Below are 19,559 nucleotides of genomic sequence, written 5' to 3' on the forward strand. Positions count from 1 at the left end.
CCCCGCGAGGTTGCTCCTCGCGGGGATTTTTGCGTGGCCCATGGGCGAACCTTCTCAACGGCGCCGCCGTCTTATAGAAGGTGCCGCAAATCACGTCGGTCGAGAGGTCTCATGGTTTCGTTCAGGCAGATGGTGTGTGCGGCGGTTGCAACGCTCGCGATGTCCACGCTCGCGCGTGCGGAGGACGGTTTTCCGTTCGGCACCGAGATGACGCTGGAGGCGCTGCCGCAGCCGGGCTCGAAGCGGATTCCGAACATCGAGATCGGCGACAATGGCGAAGTCGTGCTGGAGCTCTGGTGCAAGGGCGGCAAGGGCCAGTTCTCGGTTGCCGGCAACACCGTGATCTTCGTCCCCGGCCAGATCCAGGACCGCTCCTGCCCGCCGGCAAGGGCCCAGGCCGACGACGATCTCGTTGCAGCCCTGGGCAGTGTCGAGACCTGGAAGCGCCAGGGTGACGTGCTCACGCTCGTCGGCCCCAAGCCGCTGCGCTTTCGCGTCAACGGCAATTAGCCCCCGCTGTCATTCCCCGCGACCCGGCTACGCCAAGGCTTCGCCGGGGTTGAGGTCCAGGGGCGCCGAAGCTTTAGCACAGGCGGCAGGCGGGGAATCCAGTACGCCGCGGCTTCTCGATTCATCAAAACCTTCTCGGAGTACTGGATCGCCCGGTCAAGCCGGGCGACGACCGAGAGTTGATATGCGGGCTACATCACTTCCACACCGACTTGTCGGCGTCCCAGCGCTGGCCTTTCAGCTCCTTGGTGAGCGCCTCGACCGAACCGTTGTCGTCGGGCTGATCGCCTTCCTCGTCCGCGGTCGCTTCGTCCGAGAGATTGAGCTTGGCGCCGCTGCTCTCGTCAGTGGTCGTGGTCGCGGGACTCCCGATCCAGAGCATGAGCTTGTCGGTCGTGCCGGGCTTGTCGGGCGAGACGAGGCCCGCGACCTCGATCGTGTCGGTGAGCTCGAGCGCGGGAAAATCCTGGTTCGGTCGCTTGAACACCAGCTTGAGCTTGCCGGTCGCCGGGTTGAAGCTTTGCGAGACCGGCTTTGCCGCGAGCGTCCTGCTCAGCACGCCAGCCACCGCGGCCGCGAGCTTGTCGCGGTTGATCTTGTCGCCCTCGCGCCAATCGGCGGCGGCAATGCGGATGGTGCGGTCCATCTCGGTCATGCCCGCGGTCCAGCCCGCGGCGGTGACGCCGGGCGTCGCCTTGAATTTCGCCAGCAGCGCGCCGGCGCGCTCCGGATCGACCGACATGTTGATGGTCTGCTCGCCCGCGCGCAGCGCGTCGCAGCCGACGGTGAGACTCGCCAGCGTCACCTCGACGTCCTGGCCCTTCAGGCTCTTCAGGAACTCGGTCGCGGCATCCAGCTTGACCTTGACCGCGATCGCTTCCGGCGAGACGTCGGTGAAGTCCTTCGGCTGCGGCGTGATGCCGTCGTCGGAGGTCTGGTTGTCGAGGAATTCCTTCTCGCTGAGATCGGAATTGTCGGGCGAGGTGACCTCGGTCACGGTCTGGCCAATGCTGATCTGGCCGCGGAATTCGAACGTGTCTCCGGCCTGTTTGCGCAGCAGCTTGACTGTGACCGGCGCCTTCGCGCCGAGGCTCTGCGTCGTACCCGTCAGGTTCTGGCCCGCGACCTGGAGATTGACGACGAAGCGGTCCTTGCGGTCGGAATTCTTCGCGACGGGATAGCAGACGTCGAGCACGGCTGCGGTGACGGTCTTGCCCTGGCGTGTCTCTTTCAAGATCACGTCGGCATTGCCGTCCATCAGCCCGTCGATCGAGGTGAAATAGCGCGTCTCGACGCCGCCGGGCGCCGTGGCCTTCGGCGCCAGCTTCATCTGGGCGGATGCGACCTCTGGCGAACCTGCAAGCAGAGCCGCCAGAACGGCCGTGGAGCAAAACACAAGCGCGCGCATCGACGAAATCCCCGGGCAAAGTGGGCATGATCCGGAAAGTGTGAAGCGGTTTTCCGACGAGATCAGGCCCAAACAATTCGAATCGGCCGTCACCGTAGTGGGTTTTGGCCGCCGGTTGAATTGGAAAGCACGGGCCATGATCGGCAAAAAGAAGGCCGCCCGGAGGCGGCCTTCGCAGCACTGTCAGGCGAGGTTCGGCCTTAGAAGCCGCCCATACCGCCACCGGCCGGCATGCCGGAGGCGGCTTCCTTCTTCGGCGACTCCGCGACCATGGCCTCGGTGGTCACCAGCAGACCGGCGATCGATGCGGCGTCCTGGAGCGCGGTACGCACCACCTTGGCGGGGTCGATGATGCCCTTCTCGACCATGTCGACATACTCCTCGGTCTGGGCGTCGAAGCCGAAGGTCTCGGACTTGTTCTCCAGGATCTTGCCGACGACGATCGAGCCTTCCACGCCCGCGTTCTCGGAGATTTGGCGGATCGGGGCTTCCAGTGCCTTCAGCACGATGTTGATGCCGGCCTGGACGTCGGCATTGGCGTTGGTCAGACGGCCGACCGCCTTCTTGGCGCGGAGCAGCGCGACGCCGCCGCCGGGGACGATGCCTTCCTGCACCGCGGCGCGAGTGGCGTTGAGCGCATCCTCGACGCGGTCCTTCTTCTCCTTGACCTCGATCTCGGTGGCACCGCCGACGCGGATCACCGCGACGCCGCCTGCGAGCTTGGCGAGGCGCTCCTGGAGCTTCTCACGGTCGTAATCCGAGGTGGTTTCCTCGATCTGGGCCTTGATCTGGCCGACGCGGGCCTCGATCTCCGGCTTCCTGCCGGCGCCCTTGACGATCGTGGTGTTCTCCTTGTCGATCACAACCTTGCCCGCGCGCCCAAGCATCTTCACCGTCACGCTCTCGAGCTTCATGCCGAGGTCTTCGGAGATCAGCTGGCCGCCGGTGAGGATCGCGAGGTCCTCGAGCATGGCCTTGCGGCGGTCGCCGAAGCCCGGCGCCTTGACGGCGGCGACCTTCAGGCCGCCACGGAGGCGGTTGACGACCAGGGTGGCCAGCGCCTCGCCCTCGACGTCCTCGGCGATGATGACGAGCGGCTTGCCCGACTGCACCACGGCTTCCAGCACGGGCAGCATGGCCTGCAGGCCGGACAGCTTCTTCTCGTGCAGGAGGATGTAAGCGTCCTCGAGCTCGGCCGTCATCTTCTCGGGGTTGGTGACGAAGTAGGGGCTGAGATAGCCGCGGTCGAACTTCATGCCCTCGACGATGTCCACCTCGGTGTCGAGTGACTTGTTCTCCTCGACGGTGATGACGCCCTCGTTGCCGACCTTCTGCATCGCCTGCGCGATCATCTTGCCGATGGCGGCATCGCCGTTGGCCGAAATGGTGCCGACCTGGGCGACCTCGGAGGAGGCGGCGACCGGCTTGGCGCGCTTCTCGATGTCCTTGACGACGGCCGCGACCGCGATGTCGATGCCGCGCTTGAGGTCCATCGGGTTCATGCCGGCGGCAACCGACTTGGCGCCTTCGCGGACGATGGACTGGGCCAGCACGGTCGCGGTGGTGGTGCCGTCGCCGGCGAGGTCGTTGGTCTTGGAGGCGACCTCACGCACCATCTGGGCGCCCATGTTCTCGAACTTGTCCTCGAGCTCGATCTCCTTGGCGACGGTGACGCCGTCCTTGGTGATGCGGGGCGCGCCGAACGACTTCTCGATGAGCACGTTGCGGCCTTTCGGGCCGAGCGTCACCTTGACGGCGTTGGCGAGAATATCGACGCCGCGCAGCATGCGTTCGCGCGCGTCTCCGGAAAACTTGACGTCTTTGGCAGCCATGGTCTGCAATTCCTCTTCTTCGTGATGTGTCTTGCTAATTGGGTCGCCTCATTCCGGGGTCCGCGATCGAACCCGGCGGAATGATGCATGCCCGGATCGAGTGACCCGGGCATGCATTCAGCGGCCGTTCAGGCGTCTGGCCTTAGGCCATCACGCCCATAATGTCCGACTCCTTCATGATCAGGAGCTCATCGTTGTCGATCTTGACCTCGGTGCCCGACCACTTGCCAAACAGCACACGGTCGCCGACCTTGAGGTCGATCGGGATCAGCTTGCCGGCCTCGTCGCGACCACCGGGGCCGACGGCGACGACTTCGCCCTGGGACGGCTTTTCCTTGGCCGTGTCCGGAATGATGATGCCGCCCTTGGTCTTTGACTCGGCGTCGATACGTTTGACCACGACACGGTCATGCAGCGGACGAAATTTGGATTTAGTCATGACGTTTCCCTTTGGAGGCTCGCTTCGGAAGGAGAGGAAGTGGGCGGGCGGCGCTTCCGTCCACCCTTCCCGAGGATCGATCGGCGCGCGTTAGCAATCCATCTTTCAGAGTGCTAATGGTGCGCCCGGGAATATGGCTTGGCCGCGATCCTGTCAAGCAAAGGTGGTTAAGCGATTGGTGAGACGGATATAGGATGGTGACATTGGAAACTTGTTCGGGGTGCCGGCGTATTAAAGGACGTCATTGCTCCGGCAGCGGTTTTGCGCTTGGCTGCGTAAGGGGTGCGGCCATGGTTTTGTCCGGGGGAATGCCATGATCAGTTCAGCTCACGCGCGCACGGTCGCCAATCTGGCGGCGGCTTCTTGCCTGGCGCTGCTGCTTGGTGCCTGCGGCGGCGGCATGAGCCTGCCGTCCTTTTCTTCGTCCTCACCGCCCCCCGAGGCCGAGCCCGGCACCGGTCCGGAAATGCCCGCGTCGATCCGCGCCGACGAGATCGTCGGGCGCTGGGGCCTGGCCTCGTTCCAGAACCCGGCCGACCGCGCCCGCACCGAGGCTGCCGCCCGGGCCCAATGCAAAAATCCTTACGTGATCACGGCCGGCTCCTCCGGCGGCGTGATCATGCATCTGGCCGACCAGGCAACACCGCAGGAGCTGCGCCTGAAGGGCTCGCCGAGCGGCAAGAACTATATCGGGCCGGCAGGTCCGACGCCCGGCGACCAGGACCGCGAGATCGTCTCCTTCGACGGCCGCGTCCTCATCACCCGCTTCATCGACAAGGACGCCGCCACCCGCTACGGCAACATGGTCTACGTCCGCTGCGCGCCGAGGGCGTAGTCTCTATCCTTCGTCATGCCCCGCGACCCGGCTACGCCAAGGCTTCGCCGGGGTTGAGGTCCAGGGGCGCCGAAGCTTTAGCGTAGGCGGCAGGCGGACATCCAGTACGCCGCGGCTTCTCGGCTCAATCATTGCCGTCTCTGGAATACTGGATCGTCCGCCTGCGCGGACGATGACAGCGGGGGACGATAGACAACAAAAAAACGCCGGCTTGCGCCGGCGTTTCGTTATTCAGAGCGTCGCGTCCGTTCAGTCGAACAGCGCGTCGATGTCGTCCTGCGAGGCGTGGCCGACGTCGCCTGCGAGCTTCGGGCCGTTGAGAAGCTTGTCGTCATCGCTGCGGGTGTCGACCTGCGGCACGACGTGGGACTTGATCGCGTCGACGCCGCCCCAGATTTCCATCATGGAATTGATGTGCTGCTCGATGAACTTCATCGTGCTCATGACCTTGCTGATGCGCTGACCAGTCAGGTCCTGGAAGTTGCAGGCTTCGAAGATCGAGATGACGCGTTCCTGGATATCGTCGGCGAGCCGCTTCTGCTGATCGGCCGATTGCACCTTGGCCATCGCGCTGGCCGCCTGGTCGATCGACTCGGCGGCTTCGAGGATCTGCTGGGTCGCCTGTTCGGTACCGCCGACGACCGCGCCGAGCTCGCCATTGACCTTGGCCATTTCGCCGCCGTCGAAGCTCTTGCCATGCAGTGTCGCGATCTCGCGCTTGGTGCGGTCGATGGCGTCGTGGATGAGGTCGAGCTCGACCTTCAGCTTCTCGCACTGCTCGATCTGCGCTCGGTAAGTATCGAGCATGGTACGGGCTTCCGAGAGCTCGTGGGCGGTGGAGGCGTCGATCGCCGCCATGGCGGCGCTGCCGGACAACGGCGCGGTGCCCTTCGCCATCTGCGTGCGGATCGCACGCAACTCGGCCATGATCTCGCTATGCATCGGCGCAGCCTCCTCAATCATTTCGGGGCTGGGCATCTCGCCGACAATAGCCTCCTCGACACGAAAACGTTTGCGGTGAATAGCCATCAAGAACTCCCCCCACCTCACTCACGCGTCTTTGTAGGCAGAAGCGATTTAACACGAAGTTCACAGCCGGAACTGTCGTACGGCTGTGCGCGACGGCTTGCAAACGAGCGATTAACCATGCGTGCGCGGCGTTCATCGAAAATAAACGCTGATCGCCAAATTGCGCCGCTGCCGACGACGTGGTGAATCGAAATGGCGTTTCCGTTTACCAAACAAAACGGCTTTTGCTCTTTATTGACCACGTCGCGGGTGCGGATCAGCCATCACCTCGCCACGACGCATGTGATCTAGACGAAACAGTACAGAGTACGTCGATGTTCAAGAAAATGTCCGTTGCGCTGCTTGGCAGCGCTTGCACCTTCCTTGCCGGCGTCAACAGCGCCAGCGCCTTCGACAATAGCGTGCCGAACGATCCGCCCGCGGTGCTGTACCAGCCGCAGGTGCCGCCTGCGCCGGTTCGCGTCGCGTCCAATTCGAACATGGGCGGCGGCTTCATCGAGTTCATCTTCGGTGACGGGCCCGGTCGCGGTCCGGCCTACGCTCCGCAGCAGCCGGTGTATCAGCAGCAGCCGGGTTATTATGACCAGCGCCGCCTGCCGCCGATGGGCGAACCGCAGATGCAGGACGCAGGTCTCCAGCAGGAGGCGGTCGACCCGCGGCAGCGTCAGTTCGATCCGAAATTCGAGAAACAACTCGTTGACTATAGCGGCAACGAAAGCGCCGGCACGATCGTGGTCGATACGCCGAACAAATTCCTCTACCTCGTCGAGGGCAACGGCCGCGCGATGCGCTACGGCATCGGCGTCGGCCGCCCCGGCTTCACCTGGTCCGGCGTGAAGTCGATCACGGCCAAGCGCGAATGGCCGGCCTGGACGCCGCCGGCGGAAATGATCGCGCGCCGTCCTGACCTGCCGAGGCATATGGAAGGCGGCCCCGAAAATCCGCTCGGTGCGCGCGCGATGTATCTCGGCTCGACGCTCTACCGTATCCACGGCTCCAACGAGCCTTGGACCATCGGTACCAACGTCTCCTCGGGCTGCATTCGCATGCGCAACGAGGACGTCATCGATCTCTACGGCCGCGTCAACGTCGGCACCAAGGTCGTGGTGATGTAGGCGCATAGCGCTCGGAACCAAAAACGGCCGCCTCATCGGCGGCCGTTCTCGTTTGGAGCAAGGATAAGAAGCGTCAGGCGTAATCGCTGCCGCCATCATCTCCGCCGCCGAAATCGCCGTCGTCGGCGAGGTCGACATTGCCGCCGTCATTGTCGTTCTGATCGTTGTAATTCTGGTCGTCGTTCGAAGCGTGGTCGGCGAAGCCCTGCCGGGAAGCATCGCCGCGGTTCGAGCCGATGTCGTCGAGGCCGGCATCGCGCGCGAGCGAGCCGCCGGACTGATCGCTGCCGGTCCAGGGGCTGCGATCGCCCAGGGCATTGGTGTCGCCGAAGGCCTGCTGATGCGATCCGCCCATCATGCCGCGGATGCTGGAGAGCAGCAGCGAGCCGCCGACGACGCCGGCCGCGGCGGCCGCCGCCGTGCCGAGGAACGAGCCACCGCCACCGCCGATCGGCGGCGCACCATAGCCCTGACCCGGTCCTTGGCCGTAGGCCTGCCCGTACGGTGGTTGGCCATAGCCCGGCTGGGGCTGCTGCATCGCCTGGCCGCTGTTCCATACCGGCCGCGAGTCACGCGGCGGCACGTTCGGAACCGAGCCGCGCGACGGGCCCCCGCCGAATAGCGTGTCGCGCATGGTGTCCAGGAAACCGCCGGACTGCGCCTGCTCGGGCGCCTGCGCCGCCTCCAGCTCTTGGATGCGGTTGTGAGCACGCTTCAGCGCCTCGTCCTGCAACAGCACGGTCTGCACCAGCGCATAGATGGCGCCGGGCGCCTTGCGCAGGCCGTCGGAGATCGCGGCGATCGCGTCGGGATCGCGCGGTGCATTTTCCAGTTTCGAAAGCCGGTCGAAAAGCTCGTCGACGAGCTGGCGTTCCTGCGGCGTCATGGTCAGTCTCCCTCGCGCAAAACAAGCGCGAGGCAGATGTAGGGTTCCATTGTGGCCCCAACAGTGCCGGCTGGATTAAATTTCGGTATGCGACAAGCTGCCCCGCGGGGCGGCTTTCTCGCAAACTTCGCCGGTTTTACCCCAGCGTGACGCCGCTGTCCGTCAGCAGGCGCGCAAAGGCATCGCCGGCGAGATAGGAGTGCTCGCGTTCGCGGACATCCGTCATCGGGTCGAGCCCGGTGAGAATTTCGTCGACGAAGCCGGGATGACACATCACGAGGCCGCCATCCGGCAGGCCTTCGAGAAATTGCCGCATCAGCTCGCCGAAATCGGCCGCCCGCGTGAAATCATAGGCGCCGGCGAAGCCGGGATTGAAGCTGAGGCCCGCGCTGACGGCACGGCGGCGGAATTGCGCGCTGAGAATGTCGAGCACCATGGCTTTCGGTGAGGCCAGCCGCTGCATCAGCGGCAGGTCGCGGCCGCCCTGGCGCACCCAGGCTTTTGGCGCGACTTCGCTCACCGCATCGACAAAGCCGTCGCGCACCTGCGGGTAGAGCTGCACATGCTGATGGCCGTCGACGAAGTCAGGCGCGCGTCCGAACGCTTTCGCGAAGGCTGCCAGCTGCGCCTTGACCTCGTTGCGAAAGAACTCGCGGTCGAGCCTTCGCGCAAGACCCGCGCGCAGCAGCTTCGGAAACGGGAGAAACATGTCGCCGTCGAGCGGACGGAAATGCATGGTGAGCGGCCGGAACGGTGCCGACAACGTCACGTGCAATCCGATCGCGCAGCGTGGGCTCGCTTGCGCTGCCGCCTGGAGCGCTTCGATCTCGCTGCGCTCGACCGCAGGTCCCACCATCATCACCGAGGTAGCGTTGAGACGGCCGCGTTCGATCAGGTCGCGGATGGCGCGATTGACGCCCGGGCTGATGCCGTAATCGTCGGCGCAGAGCCAGATCCGCCGCAGCGGCGCGGCCGCGCTCATTCGGCCGCCGTCCTCTTCGAGGCGTCCAGGCTTGAAGCGTCCTGGGCCTTCTCGGTTTCGAAATGCTTTTCACTGTGCTCGGCGACGAAGTAGATCGGGCGCGCCTTCAGCTCGGAGAGGATCTTGCCGATATATTCGCCGACGATGCCGATCATGATGAGCTGCACGCCGCCGATCGTCATCAGGCCGATCACGAGTGAGGGATAGCCGGGCACCTGCTTGCCGGTGGTCAAGACCTCCCAGAGGATCGACAGACCGAACAGGAACGCTCCGCCGGCGAGGATCACGCCGAGCAGGCTGGCGAAGCGCAGCGGCGCCACCGAGAACGAGGTGACGCCTTCGATCGAAAGACCAAGCAGGCGTGCGGCGCTGAAGGTCGTCACGCCATGGGTGCGCGGCGCGGGCTCGTAATCGACGCGGATCTGGCGGAAGCCGATCCAGCTCGCGAGGCCCTTGAAGAAGCGGTTGCGCTCGGGCAGCTGCCTCAGTGCTGCGACCGCGCGCGGCGACAGCAGGCGGAAGTCGCCGGCGTCTTCGGGAATCTTCTGGCGCGCGCCCCAATTGATCAGCGCATAGAAGCCGCGCCCGGCGAGCCGCCGCAGGAAGGGCTCGTTGTCGCGATGCGCCTTGGCGGTATAGACGACGTCGTAGCCGTCCTCGATCCAGTGCCGCACCAGTCGCTCGACCAGCGACGGCGGATGCTGGCCGTCGCCGTCCATGAACAGCACCGCGCCGAGCCGGGCATGGTCGAGGCCAGCCATCAGCGCGGCCTCCTTGCCGAAATTGCGCGACAGCGACACCACCTGGACGTCGACCGCGTCGGCCGGCAGCGAGCGGGCGATCGACAGCGTCGCGTCCGCGCTACCGTCGTCGACATAGACGACCTCGCAAGCCAAGCGATAGCGCTGCCGCAAGGTCTTTGCGAGATCGCAGATGCGCTGGTGTAGGGCGGCGAGGCCCGCGGCTTCGTTGTAGAGCGGGACGACAATCGACAGCCCCTTCGCGGCGGCGCTTGCCGCGTTGGTCGTCATGCCGGAAACGTCAGAGCCCAGCGTCATCGATCAAGGTTCCAGAGGCGTTCAAGGTCATCTCAACAGCATATGGTAGCTGCCGTTTGCTGTCGCTACGCTGAACGGAATTGCTCAACAAACTTTGGGCTCACTGCCGCAGGAACGCCTCGAGCCTGGCGAACAGCGGGTTCTCCCGGTCGAACACGTAATCCAGCGAAACCACCGAGACGGTCTCGGCGCCATGCCCGCGCAGGAAGCTCGCGAGTGCATAGAGCTGGCCCGGCGGGCAGTGCAGCGTGAGCATGCCTGACGAGGTCGGTCCGCCGAACGGGGCTTCGACGCCGAAGCGCTCATGGGCCTCGGTGAGCATGGCCGCGTCGCACTGGCGGAAGCGGGTGCGGACTTCGCGGTATTTGTTGGCCCGCGCCCGCGCCGCGATGTGATCGAGGATGATTCGCGCGGTCTCCCGCGCTTGCGGCGACCAATCGGCGTCCCTTGAGGCGACCAGATTGGCCTGGCTGCGCAGGATCACGCCGTCGTCGAGCACCCGCAATCCGTTGGCGGCGAGCGTCGCGCCGGTCGTGGTGATATCGACGATCAACTCGGCGCTGCCGGCGGCCGGTGCGCCTTCGGTCGCGCCCGTGCTTTCGACGATGCGGTAATCGGTGATGCCTTGGCTCTGGAAGAAGGCGCGGGTGAGATTGATGAACTTGGTTGCGACCCGCATCCGCATGTGATGCTGCTCGCGGAAGCCGGTGGTGACGTCGTCGAGGTCGGCCATGGTGCGGACGTCGATCCACGCCTGCGGCACCGCGACGACGACGTCGGCATAGCCGAAGCCGAGGCCTTCGATCAGGGAGACGCGCTTGTCGGCGTCCGCGATGGTCTCCCGCACCAGATCCTCGCCAGTGACGCCGAGATGCGCCGAGCCGCGGGACAGTTGCGAGGCGATTTCGCTCGCCGAGAGATAGGCGACCTCGACATTGTCGAGGCCAGCGAGCGTGCCGCGATAGTCGCGGGCGCCGCCCGCCTTCGACAGCTTCAGCCCGGCGCGGGCGAAGAAGGCCTCGGTATTTTCCTGAAGGCGGCCCTTGGAGGGAACGGCCAGAACGAATGGCGCGCTCATGACTTAAGCTCCCACCTTGCGGCCGATCCGGGTCAGCGCATCCACCCAGACCGAGAAACCGACCGCGGGGATCGGCTCGGCCGATCCAAGCTGGGTCATCAATCCGTCATAGCGGCCGCCGGCAACCAGCGGCTCGGCGCCGTTGCCGCGGTGATGCAGCTCGAATTCGAAGCCGGTGTAGTAGTCGAGCCCGCGCCCGAACGCGGTGGAAAAGCGCGTCGCCTTCACATCGATGCCGCGCGCGGCCATGAAGCCGACCCGGCTTTCGAACTGGTCGATCGCAGCACTGAGGTCGAGCTTCGCATCATTGGTGAGCGCGCGCAGCTCGGCCACGGCGTCATCGGGGCTACCCGATATCGACAGGAAACGTTTGAGCACGGCGATGGCCTCGCGCGGCAGCGCGCCGCCCTTCAGCGTCGACTGCTCGAGGAAGCGGTCGGCAATCTCGGCGGTGGTGCGGCCGCCGACATTGGTGGTGCCGGCGATCGACATGAGGTCGGTTACGAAAGCGAGCGCTGCCTTGCGGTCGGAGCCGGCGAGCGCCGCGAGCACGCCCTCATATTCGCTGCGGGTCGCGGTGGTCGCGGCTGCCAGCCGCTCGAGATCTTGCTCCAGGCTGATCTTGCGGTTGAAATCCTTGACCAGGCGGCGGCGCCAGACCGGATAGAGGTCGAGCGCGTCGAGCAGCGCGTTGAACAGCGCCACGTCGCCGGTGCGGATCTCGACGTCGCGAACGCCGAAGGCGGCGGTCGCCTCCAGCGCCAGCGCCAGCATTTCGGCATCGGCCGCGGCGCGGTCCTGGCGGCCGAACGACTCGATGCCGGCCTGCAGGAATTCGCTGCTCTGGCCGCTGCGGTAGCGGAACACCGGGCCGAGATAACTGAACCCGGCCGGCTGGCCGGCACGGCCAGAGCTGAGGTAATCGCGGGCCACCGGTATGGTCAGGTCCGGGCGCAGGCAGAGCTCATCGCCGGATAGGTCCGTGGTCAGGTACAGGCTCTTGCGGATGTCCTCGCCGGAGAGATCCAGGAACGGTTCGGCCGGCTGCAGGATGGCGGGCTCGGCCCTGACATAGCCGGCCTGCGCGAACGACAGCAGCAGCGTGTCCGCCCAGGCGGAGCCGGCAGCATTTGAGGTGGCAGTCGCGGTCATCTCGGGGTCCATCGTCCCGGTGGAACCGGGCAGGGCAAGCAGGGAACGAATTGCCGCAGGCCTTAGCATGGCCCGGAAGCGGTTTCGACCTCCAAAGGATCAATCGCTTAACAGCGCCGGAGCGACGCACCGTCAGCAGAGGATGCGAAGCCCAATTCAGGCGTCGTCGCCAAGCTAGGTAATATAATACCTAATCGCGCTGCGGCCGATCGAGTTAGGTTGGACGCCTCACCCTCATTCATTCGGCCAGCGAGCTCTCCGGGCCGCTTCCACGAAGGAATGGCCGCCTGGCCGGAATGCTCGCTGCCTCACATGTAACCTCATCCGCGAGCTGCTTGGCCCGGTTGAGGGTGTCCACTGGTCGCATGCTCAATTTGGGTAGGGCGGACGGTCCGTTCGCAGAGCCTTCGTTTACAATGCGAAAGTTGGTTTCCGATTCATGCGGCAACGCACAGACGTTATCGGAACGGTCGCGCGACACACGCTGGCCTATATGCTGTTTTGATTAGCGAGATGTTCCGGCACTACGACTTAGATCCACTCGACCTTCTGATCGTTCGTGCCATTCTCAACGCCCCGCGACCTGCGGCGCGCCGGGGCCAGAGCGCCGGGTGGTTTGCGCCGCGCTAAAGTCGCCGTCTCTACGAAGAACGTCAGGTAAGCAGCAGAACATGGATCAAAGCCGTCTAGTCCCTGCTCGCGAGGCAATGCAAAAGATAGCGGCGGATCGCTTGATGTCGTTCCAGGATCTCAAGCCGTCCTCGGCGCTCGAGCTCAAATCGTATGACATCGATCATTTCGGTGAGACCGAGAAATACGCCGGCGCATCGAGCATGCCGTTGTCTGTCGGGACGACCGCGATCATGCGTGCCCGGCTCACCTTGCCGACCCTGACCCTGTCGCTGTTGAAAACCTTCCCCCGGATCATTCGCGGCTATCAGCTCACCAATGCTGCCGCAGTGGTGGTACCGATGGATCACGTGACCTCTGCCCGCATAAACGGGCAATCGACCGGCGGTTCTGTTGTCATTCTAAAAGGCGGTTCAGATTGCTTGGTGCATGAGCCGGAGGGGCGTCTGCTGGCGGTGGTCTACTTCAGTCCATCCGGGCGGGAGCCATTGCCTGAATTGAGCGATGGATGCCATTTGCTGAATCCGGCGCCGGACGTGCTTGCCTCGCTGCGCCGTCTGATCTCGATCTCGCTTGAAACCGCGGCAAATGACCCGGACTTCCTGAATGAGCCGGCTTCGCAAACGATTGTCGAACGGTCACTGCTCAGCACGATGGATGCGGCGATCTGGTCCAGTGTCGCAAGCGCACCTGCGTCGTCCACCACCGAGCATTATCGGCGGATCGTGGCTGATATGGAAAAACTGATTCGGCGCGATCTGATGATCTGGCACAAGACCACCGAACTGGCGGAACAGGCGGGCGTGTCGGTCCGGACTCTCCAGAGTGCGACACGGGCCATCTGCGGCATGAGCCCACATCGCTATAGCCGGGTCTTGCGCCTCTGGTCGGTACGCAAGCAACTGCGCACCGGCCGAGCAGGCCGGAGTGTGAAGTCCTGCGCGCTTGCGCATGGTTTCTGGCATCTCAGCGAATTCGCAGCGAGCTACAGAGAGGCTTTCGGAGAGTTGCCTTCGGAGACCCTGAACCGATCGCTACGAGGCGAATAGCAACGTGCCTTAGCCGCGTTCGCCACCCCAGTCGCCCAGCACCGCCTGCACCAGCGCCAGCGCGGCCACCGCGGCGGTGTCGGCCCGCATGATGCGGGGTCCGAGCGCCAGCCGCAGGATTTTCGGCTGCCGCAGCAGCAGGACCCGCTCTTCCTCGGCAAAGCCGCCTTCGGGTCCGATCAGCACGTCGATTCCCTCCCCGGCGCGTGCGGCTTGCAAGCTCCGAATGGGGTTTTCGAGCTCCGCCGCCTCGTCGCAGAAGATCAGCAGCCTGCCAGCGGCGCGCTGGGTCAAGAAGCGCTCCAGCGGCACCGGCTCGGCAACGGTGGCGATGCTGAGAATGCCGCATTGCTCGGCCGCCTCGACGACATTGGCGCGCATCCGCTCGGTATTGACGCGTGAGGCCTGGGTGAATCGGGTCAGAACCGGCTGCAGGCTGGCGGCGCCCATCTCGATGGCCTTCTGCACCATGTAGTCGAGCCGGGCATGCTTGAGCGGAGCGAAGATGTAGGCGAGGTCGGGCAGCCGGTCCTGCGGCCGGGTCTGCTGGAGGATGACGAGACCGTCCGGCCGCTTGCGGCCTTCAATGGCGGCCTGCCACTCGCCGTCGCGGCCGTTGAACGCCAAAACCTCGGCCCCGGCGGCAAGCCGCAGCACATTGCCGAGATAATTGCTCTGGTCGCGGTCGAGCTCGACCCTGCCGTCCTGGGCAAGCGGGGCGTCGACGAACAGGCGGGGGCCGCGGAAATCGTGGGAAGGCATCGTCAAAGGTCCGATTTGCCGCCGTTCTTAACCGAAAGCAGTCCTTTCGGGGTAAATTTTGCCAAAATGGTGCGTCGGCGCGCCGCGCTCCCGCCCTATTCAACGGGTTGTTAAGGGCCGGCGGGAATCGTAAAATCGCGAGCACGCCGGTTGCGCTTCAATTGGGAAGACGCCGAACCCCGCAAGCTCCTGCCGGAGAGACTGCCTTGATGATCCGTCATTTGATGGTTCCGATCACTGCCGCCATGGTCACGATGGGCGCCGTTGGTGCCTATGCGCAGGGCTTCCCCGCGCCGCTGCCGGGCCAAGCCCCAACCAGTTCCGCCTTCCCGCCCGTCAATGGCTCGGCGCCCGTCGCCTCCGTCGGCGGCGCGCCGCAATCCTCCTTCCCCGTGAATGGCGCCGCTCCTGTCGGTGGCGCCGGCGCCTTCAGCGCGGCCCCGCCGACGCAAGCCGGTCCCGGCGAGGACTGCATGAAGGCGTTCATGCCTCTGCGCGAAGATGCCGAAAAACGCGGCAAGCTGATCAAGGCCGCGAGCGACCGTCACGCCCCGCCTGACGAGGCCTGCAAGCTGATCCGCAACTTCAGCCAGGCTGAGACCAAGATGATCAAGTACATCGAGGCCAATGCCTCGAAGTGCGGGATTCCGGCGCAGGTCGGCGCGCAGATGAAGGACGGCCACAAGAACACCGAGGCCATGGCGGCGAAGGTCTGCAATGTTGCGCAGCAGATGCAGAACCAGCCGCGCGGACCGGCCGGTCCGTCGCTGAGCGAAGTGCTGGGTTCGGGCTCGCCGCCCGAGGCCAATGCCGGTAAGAAGGGCGGCAGCACCTTCGACACACTCAACGGCAACGTCCTGACGCGATGAGCGACACGTCAGCCCGAGTTGCCGATTCCACCGGCAACTGGGTCGATACGCGTGCGCCGCAATGGGCGCGGCCTTATCTGCGCTTGTCCCGCTTCGATCGTCCGATCGGCTCCTGGCTCCTGTTGATGCCGTGCTGGTGGTCGGCGGCGCTCGCCGCCGGCATGGCCCATGACGTCCGCGGCCTGCCGCTCACCATCGTCCTGTTCTTCATCGGCGCCTTCGTCATGCGGGGGGCAGGCTGTACCTGGAACGACATCACCGACCGTGACCTCGACGACAAGGTCGAGCGCACCCGCTCGCGGCCGCTGCCCTCCGGCCAGGTGAGCGCGAAGCAGGCGCTGGCGTTCATGGTCGCGCAGGCGCTGATCGGGCTCGTGGTGTTGCTGCACTTCAACCGCTTCGCGATCGTGACCGGCATTGCCTCGCTGCTGATCGTCGCGATCTACCCGTTCATGAAGCGCATCACCTGGTGGCCGCAGATCGTGCTCGGGCTCGCGTTCTCCTGGGGCGCCCTGATGGGATTTGCCGTCACCTTCGGGCGGATCGATGTCACCGCGCTCGTGCTCTATGCCGGCGCGATCTCCTGGGTGATCGGCTACGACACGATCTACGCGCATCAGGACGCCGAGGACGATGCGCTGATCGGCATCAAGTCCACCGCGCGCCTGTTCGGTGCGCATACGCACCAGGCGCTGATACTGTTCTACGGCCTCGCGGTGCTGCTGATCGGCGTGGCGCTGGCGTCGGGCGATGCGCGCTGGCCGGCCTGGCTCGGACTTGGGGCCTTCGCCGTGCATCTGGCCTCGCAGATCGGGCGGCTGAATATCAGCGATGGCGATCTCTGCAAGCGCCTGTTCTACTCGAACCGCGACGCTGGGCTGTTGTTGTTTGCGGGTTTGCTGGCCGACGCGGTGATGCGGACGGCTTAACTCCGGGCGATGATCTCGCGCTCATCGCGATGCACCGACAACTCCCGTGCGACACCGGTGCGGCGGCGCATCAGAAATTTCGGACGGCGGTCGCGAATCGGGTTGGCGCGGCGACGGCGCGGCGCGGGCTGGCGTGCGCCTTCGTCGAGCTGCGGAAGTGCGAACAGCTCGCTCCAGATTGCCCAGGCCTCAACGAGTTCGTCGCCGTCGGCGCTGACCAGCAGCGGAATGGAGAGCGAGGGATCGCGATGAACGAGGACGAGGGTCTGGGCCTCGTCGTTGCCGCGCAGCGCGACGCCGGTGAAGTCGCTGACGCGAACATTGATTGCCATCCGCATGCCGCGGACGGCACGGTGCAGCACGACACGTTCGCGATGAAGCTCGATCTGCCGTACATATCCGTCGGCGCGCGGATCATGCGCATCGAAGCGGACCGGAAGGGAAAGGGGGTCGAGCCGCAGGGAGCGGCTCGACCCGGCGGGAGCGATCCCGCTTGTTGCTGTTTGACGCCTCACGGCTTTAGTTCTCCCCGCCAGGATTATGTTCCCGGTCGATGCGAGGACCTTAGCGCGAGCCTTTCCGAAACCGCTTAAAAAGGCTGGTTAATCCAACCTCACCGCCGCGCATGATTGACAAGACCTTGGCGCGCATGATTGACGAGACGTTGCGCGCAAGGTGCGAATCTGAGCTTTTGGTGGGCTGAAAATGCTTGAAGTCCGCGCGATCAGGGCACATCTGTGGGTTCCGGTCCCGCAGCCCGCCCCAACAGGATTTCGTTTGTGAACCCTTCACCAAGCTCGACGCTTTCGCCCAAGGATTCGTCCACAGCCAGCCGCGACCTGTTCGACCAGTCTGCGCTCTCCGATCTCGCGCAGCGGCTGGTGGAGGCTGCAAGGCGCGCCGGCGCGGATGCGGCCGATGCAGTCGCCGTGCGTGGCGTCTCGCAAGGCGTCGAGGTCCGCGACGGCCGCGTCGAGGAATCCGAACGGTCCGAGGGCGACGATGTCGGCCTGCGCGTGCTGGTCGGCCGCCGTCAGGCGGTGGTCTCGACCAATGATACCAGCGGCGATGCCGTGACCAAGCTTGCCGAGCGAGCGGTTGCGATGGCGCGCGTCGCGCCCGACGACAAATATGTCGGCCTTGCCGATCCGGCACTGCTCGCGCGCGACTTCCCCGATCTCGATCTGCTCGACCCTGACGTGCCCGCGACCTCGGAACTCGAGCGTCGCGCGCTCGAAGCCGAGGCTGCGGCGCTTGGTGTGAAGGGCGTGACCAAATCCGGCGGCGCCTCGGCCTCCGCCGGCATGGGCGGCATGGTGCTCGTCACCAGCACCGGCTTCCACGGTTCTTATCTGCGGTCCAGCCAGGGCATCTCCGCCACCGCCATTGTCGGTGACGGCACCGGCATGGAGCGCGACTACGACTTCACCTCGGCGCCGCATGGTGTAGACCTCTTGTCACCGGAGATCGTCGGCCGTTCCGCGGGCGAGCGCACCGTGGCGCGCTTCAATCCGCGCAAGGTCGAGACCTGCAAGGTGCCTGTGGTGTTCGATCCGCGCGTCGCGGGCTCGCTGGTCGGTCACGTCGTCGGCGCCATCAATGGCGCTTCGATCGCGCGCAAGACCAGCTTCCTGAAGGACACGCTCGGCCAGCAGCTGTTCGCCAACAACATCCGCATCATCGACGATCCGCTGCGCAAACGCGGCCTGCGCTCGCAGACGTTCGACGCCGAAGGCGTCGCCGTGAAGAAGATCGCGCTGATCGACGAAGGCGTGCTGACGACCTGGCTGCTCGATTGCGCGACCGCGCGTGAGCTCGGCCTCACCACCACCGGCCATGCCCACCGCGGCGTGTCCTCCTCGCCGTCACCCGGCCCGTACAATCTGCATCTTGAACCCGGCACGCCGACGCCGGCCGAGCTGATCTCCGACATCAAGCAGGGGTTCTACGTCACCGATTTGATCGGCTCGGGCGTCAACGGCGTCACCGGCGATTACAGCCGCGGCGCCTCCGGCTTCTGGATTGAGAACGGCGAACTCACTTATCCCGTGAGCGAGGTGACGATCGCCGGCCATCTGTTCGAGATCTTCAGGTCGATGCAGCCGGCGAACAATCTCGAGTTCCGCTACGGCGTCAATGCGCCGACGGTGCGCATCGAGGGTTTGACGCTTGGCGGACGTTGACGCGAACGCAACCGGTGAAGCCATCCTGACGCGCGACGCGGCGCTGCTGCAAGAGACGGTGCGGGAGGCGGGCGCACTCGCGCAGTCGATGTTCCGCACCGAGCTGAAGAAGTGGACCAAGGGCGCGTCCTCGCCGGTCTCGGAAGCCGACATTGCCGTCAACGATCTCCTGGAAGCGCGCCTGCGCGCGGCGACGCCCGACTATGGCTGGCTGTCGGAGGAGAGCGCCGACGACGAGGTGCGGCTGTCGCGGCGGATGACCTGGATCGTCGATCCCATCGACGGCACCCGCAACTATCTCAATGGCCATGACGAATGGTGCGTCAGCGTGGCGCTGGTCGAGGATGCCTCGCCAGTGCTGGCCGCGGTGTTCGCGCCGACGAGCGAAGAGTTCTTTTTCGCCGGCCGCGGCCAGGGCACGACCCTCAACGAGGTGCCGGTGCGGGCGACGTCGGGATCCGAGCTTGACTTCTCGCGGGTCGCGGGTCCGAAGCCCCTGGTCGAGCGCCTGAAGCCGTCACTGGGCGAGATCAAGCTGCATCCGCGAATCGGTTCGCTCGCGCTGCGTCTGTGCCGGGTCGCTCATGGCGCGCTGGATGCGGCTTTTGCGGGCGGCAACAGTCATGATTGGGACCTTGCGGCGGCGGATTTGATCGTGCAGGAAGCCGATGGTAGGATGAGCGATCTCTCCGGAGATCCCATCCTCTATAACCGCCGGCAAGTCACGCATGGGGTGCTGGTGGCAGCGGGTCGCGATCGTCATGCGAACATTGTCTCGCATTTTCGAAACCGCCCCTTGCCGTGAAGCGCTTT

19 protein-coding genes are annotated in these 19,559 nt (G+C 65.1%); 8 read left to right on the plus strand and 11 right to left on the minus strand.

Going from position 1 to position 19,559, the window contains the following annotated elements; all coding sequences use genetic code 11:
• Window positions 1-111: 111 nt before the first annotated feature.
• The gene (locus IVB07_RS05110) at window positions 112-510 is read left to right on the plus strand and encodes an META domain-containing protein (RefSeq protein ID WP_018453431.1); all 399 of its coding nucleotides are present in this window, start codon (window positions 112-114) and stop codon (window positions 508-510) included.
• Window positions 511-706: 196 nt separating this feature from the next.
• On the opposite strand, the gene IVB07_RS05115 is transcribed toward IVB07_RS05110, so the two are convergent.
• The 3 genes from IVB07_RS05115 to IVB07_RS05125 all read right to left on the minus strand — a co-directional run bounded on the left by IVB07_RS05115 (window position 707) and on the right by IVB07_RS05125 (window position 4,189).
• On the minus strand, window positions 707-1,918 hold the full coding sequence (locus IVB07_RS05115) for a hypothetical protein (RefSeq protein ID WP_247299347.1): 1,212 nt from the start codon (window positions 1,916-1,918) through the stop codon (window positions 707-709).
• Window positions 1,919-2,118: 200 nt separating this feature from the next.
• A complete protein-coding gene (gene groL / locus IVB07_RS05120; protein ID WP_018453433.1) occupies window positions 2,119-3,750 on the minus strand; it encodes a chaperonin GroEL in 1,632 nt (543 codons plus the stop codon).
• Window positions 3,751-3,892: 142 nt separating this feature from the next.
• Window positions 3,893-4,189 carry a co-chaperone GroES gene (locus IVB07_RS05125; protein ID WP_007596954.1) on the minus strand — a complete coding sequence of 99 codons (297 nt, stop codon included), beginning with the start codon at window positions 4,187-4,189 and terminating at the stop codon, window positions 3,893-3,895.
• A 313-nt stretch (window positions 4,190-4,502) separates the two neighbouring features.
• On the opposite strand from IVB07_RS05125, the gene IVB07_RS05130 reads away from it, so the two are divergent.
• Window positions 4,503-5,024: a hypothetical protein gene (locus IVB07_RS05130; protein ID WP_018453434.1), complete on the plus strand. Its 522-nt coding sequence runs from the start codon at window positions 4,503-4,505 to the stop codon at window positions 5,022-5,024.
• A 249-nt stretch (window positions 5,025-5,273) separates the two neighbouring features.
• Here the strand turns inward: IVB07_RS05130 and IVB07_RS05135 are convergent, their stop codons facing one another.
• The gene (locus IVB07_RS05135) at window positions 5,274-6,053 is read right to left on the minus strand and encodes a protein phosphatase CheZ (RefSeq protein WP_018453435.1); all 780 of its coding nucleotides are present in this window, start codon (window positions 6,051-6,053) and stop codon (window positions 5,274-5,276) included.
• A 314-nt stretch (window positions 6,054-6,367) separates the two neighbouring features.
• Between IVB07_RS05135 and IVB07_RS05140 the strand changes: the two genes are divergently transcribed.
• Entirely contained in the window at window positions 6,368-7,168 is an 801-nt protein-coding gene (locus IVB07_RS05140) for a L,D-transpeptidase (RefSeq protein ID WP_018453436.1), read from the plus strand.
• Window positions 7,169-7,241: 73 nt separating this feature from the next.
• Here IVB07_RS05140 and IVB07_RS05145 read toward each other — a convergent pair whose 3' ends face one another.
• The 5 genes from IVB07_RS05145 to IVB07_RS05165 form a co-directional block, all read right to left on the minus strand.
• The gene (locus IVB07_RS05145) at window positions 7,242-8,054 is read right to left on the minus strand and encodes a DUF2076 domain-containing protein (RefSeq protein WP_018453437.1); all 813 of its coding nucleotides are present in this window, start codon (window positions 8,052-8,054) and stop codon (window positions 7,242-7,244) included.
• Between the two features lie 136 nt (window positions 8,055-8,190).
• Entirely contained in the window at window positions 8,191-9,036 is an 846-nt protein-coding gene (locus IVB07_RS05150) for a ChbG/HpnK family deacetylase (protein WP_018453438.1), read from the minus strand.
• Window positions 9,033-10,094, minus strand: coding sequence for a glycosyltransferase family 2 protein (locus IVB07_RS05155; RefSeq protein ID WP_018453439.1), 1,062 nt, complete (start codon window positions 10,092-10,094; stop codon window positions 9,033-9,035). Before IVB07_RS05155 ends, IVB07_RS05150 begins: the two co-directional genes overlap by 4 nt.
• A 100-nt stretch (window positions 10,095-10,194) precedes the next feature.
• A complete protein-coding gene (hisG, locus tag IVB07_RS05160) occupies window positions 10,195-11,172 on the minus strand; it encodes an ATP phosphoribosyltransferase (RefSeq protein WP_018453440.1) in 978 nt (325 codons plus the stop codon).
• A 3-nt stretch (window positions 11,173-11,175) separates the two neighbouring features.
• The gene (locus IVB07_RS05165; RefSeq protein ID WP_247767502.1) at window positions 11,176-12,324 is read right to left on the minus strand and encodes an ATP phosphoribosyltransferase regulatory subunit; all 1,149 of its coding nucleotides are present in this window, start codon (window positions 12,322-12,324) and stop codon (window positions 11,176-11,178) included.
• 734 nt (window positions 12,325-13,058) lie between these two features.
• Here IVB07_RS05165 and IVB07_RS05170 point away from each other — a divergent pair.
• Entirely contained in the window at window positions 13,059-14,003 is a 945-nt protein-coding gene (locus tag IVB07_RS05170) for a helix-turn-helix domain-containing protein (protein ID WP_240543985.1), read from the plus strand.
• A 9-nt stretch (window positions 14,004-14,012) separates the two neighbouring features.
• Here IVB07_RS05170 and IVB07_RS05175 read toward each other — a convergent pair whose 3' ends face one another.
• A complete protein-coding gene (locus IVB07_RS05175) occupies window positions 14,013-14,765 on the minus strand; it encodes a 16S rRNA (uracil(1498)-N(3))-methyltransferase (protein WP_018453443.1) in 753 nt (250 codons plus the stop codon).
• A gap of 209 nt (window positions 14,766-14,974) precedes the next feature.
• On the opposite strand from IVB07_RS05175, the gene IVB07_RS05180 reads away from it, so the two are divergent.
• Window positions 14,975-15,634, plus strand: coding sequence for a hypothetical protein (locus IVB07_RS05180; RefSeq protein WP_085350104.1), 660 nt, complete (start codon window positions 14,975-14,977; stop codon window positions 15,632-15,634).
• Window positions 15,631-16,563 (plus strand): 4-hydroxybenzoate octaprenyltransferase, encoded by a 933-nt coding sequence (ubiA, locus tag IVB07_RS05185; protein ID WP_247360954.1) that lies wholly within the window; start codon window positions 15,631-15,633, stop codon window positions 16,561-16,563. Before IVB07_RS05180 ends, ubiA begins: the two co-directional genes overlap by 4 nt.
• Here the strand turns inward: ubiA and IVB07_RS05190 are convergent.
• The gene (locus IVB07_RS05190) at window positions 16,560-17,078 is read right to left on the minus strand and encodes a DUF6101 family protein (RefSeq protein WP_018453446.1); all 519 of its coding nucleotides are present in this window, start codon (window positions 17,076-17,078) and stop codon (window positions 16,560-16,562) included. The two genes, ubiA and IVB07_RS05190, sit on opposite strands and share 4 nt — an antisense overlap.
• A gap of 264 nt (window positions 17,079-17,342) precedes the next feature.
• Between IVB07_RS05190 and IVB07_RS05195 the strand changes: the two genes are divergently transcribed.
• The gene (locus IVB07_RS05195; protein ID WP_018453447.1) at window positions 17,343-18,746 is read left to right on the plus strand and encodes a TldD/PmbA family protein; all 1,404 of its coding nucleotides are present in this window, start codon (window positions 17,343-17,345) and stop codon (window positions 18,744-18,746) included.
• On the plus strand, window positions 18,733-19,551 hold the full coding sequence (locus tag IVB07_RS05200) for a 3'(2'),5'-bisphosphate nucleotidase CysQ (RefSeq protein ID WP_247360957.1): 819 nt from the start codon (window positions 18,733-18,735) through the stop codon (window positions 19,549-19,551). Before IVB07_RS05195 ends, IVB07_RS05200 begins: the two co-directional genes overlap by 14 nt.
• The last annotated feature ends 8 nt before the right edge of the window (window positions 19,552-19,559 follow it).

This window comes from Bradyrhizobium sp. 172 (assembly GCF_023101065.1).
Lineage (GTDB): Bacteria > Pseudomonadota > Alphaproteobacteria > Rhizobiales > Xanthobacteraceae > Bradyrhizobium > Bradyrhizobium canariense_D.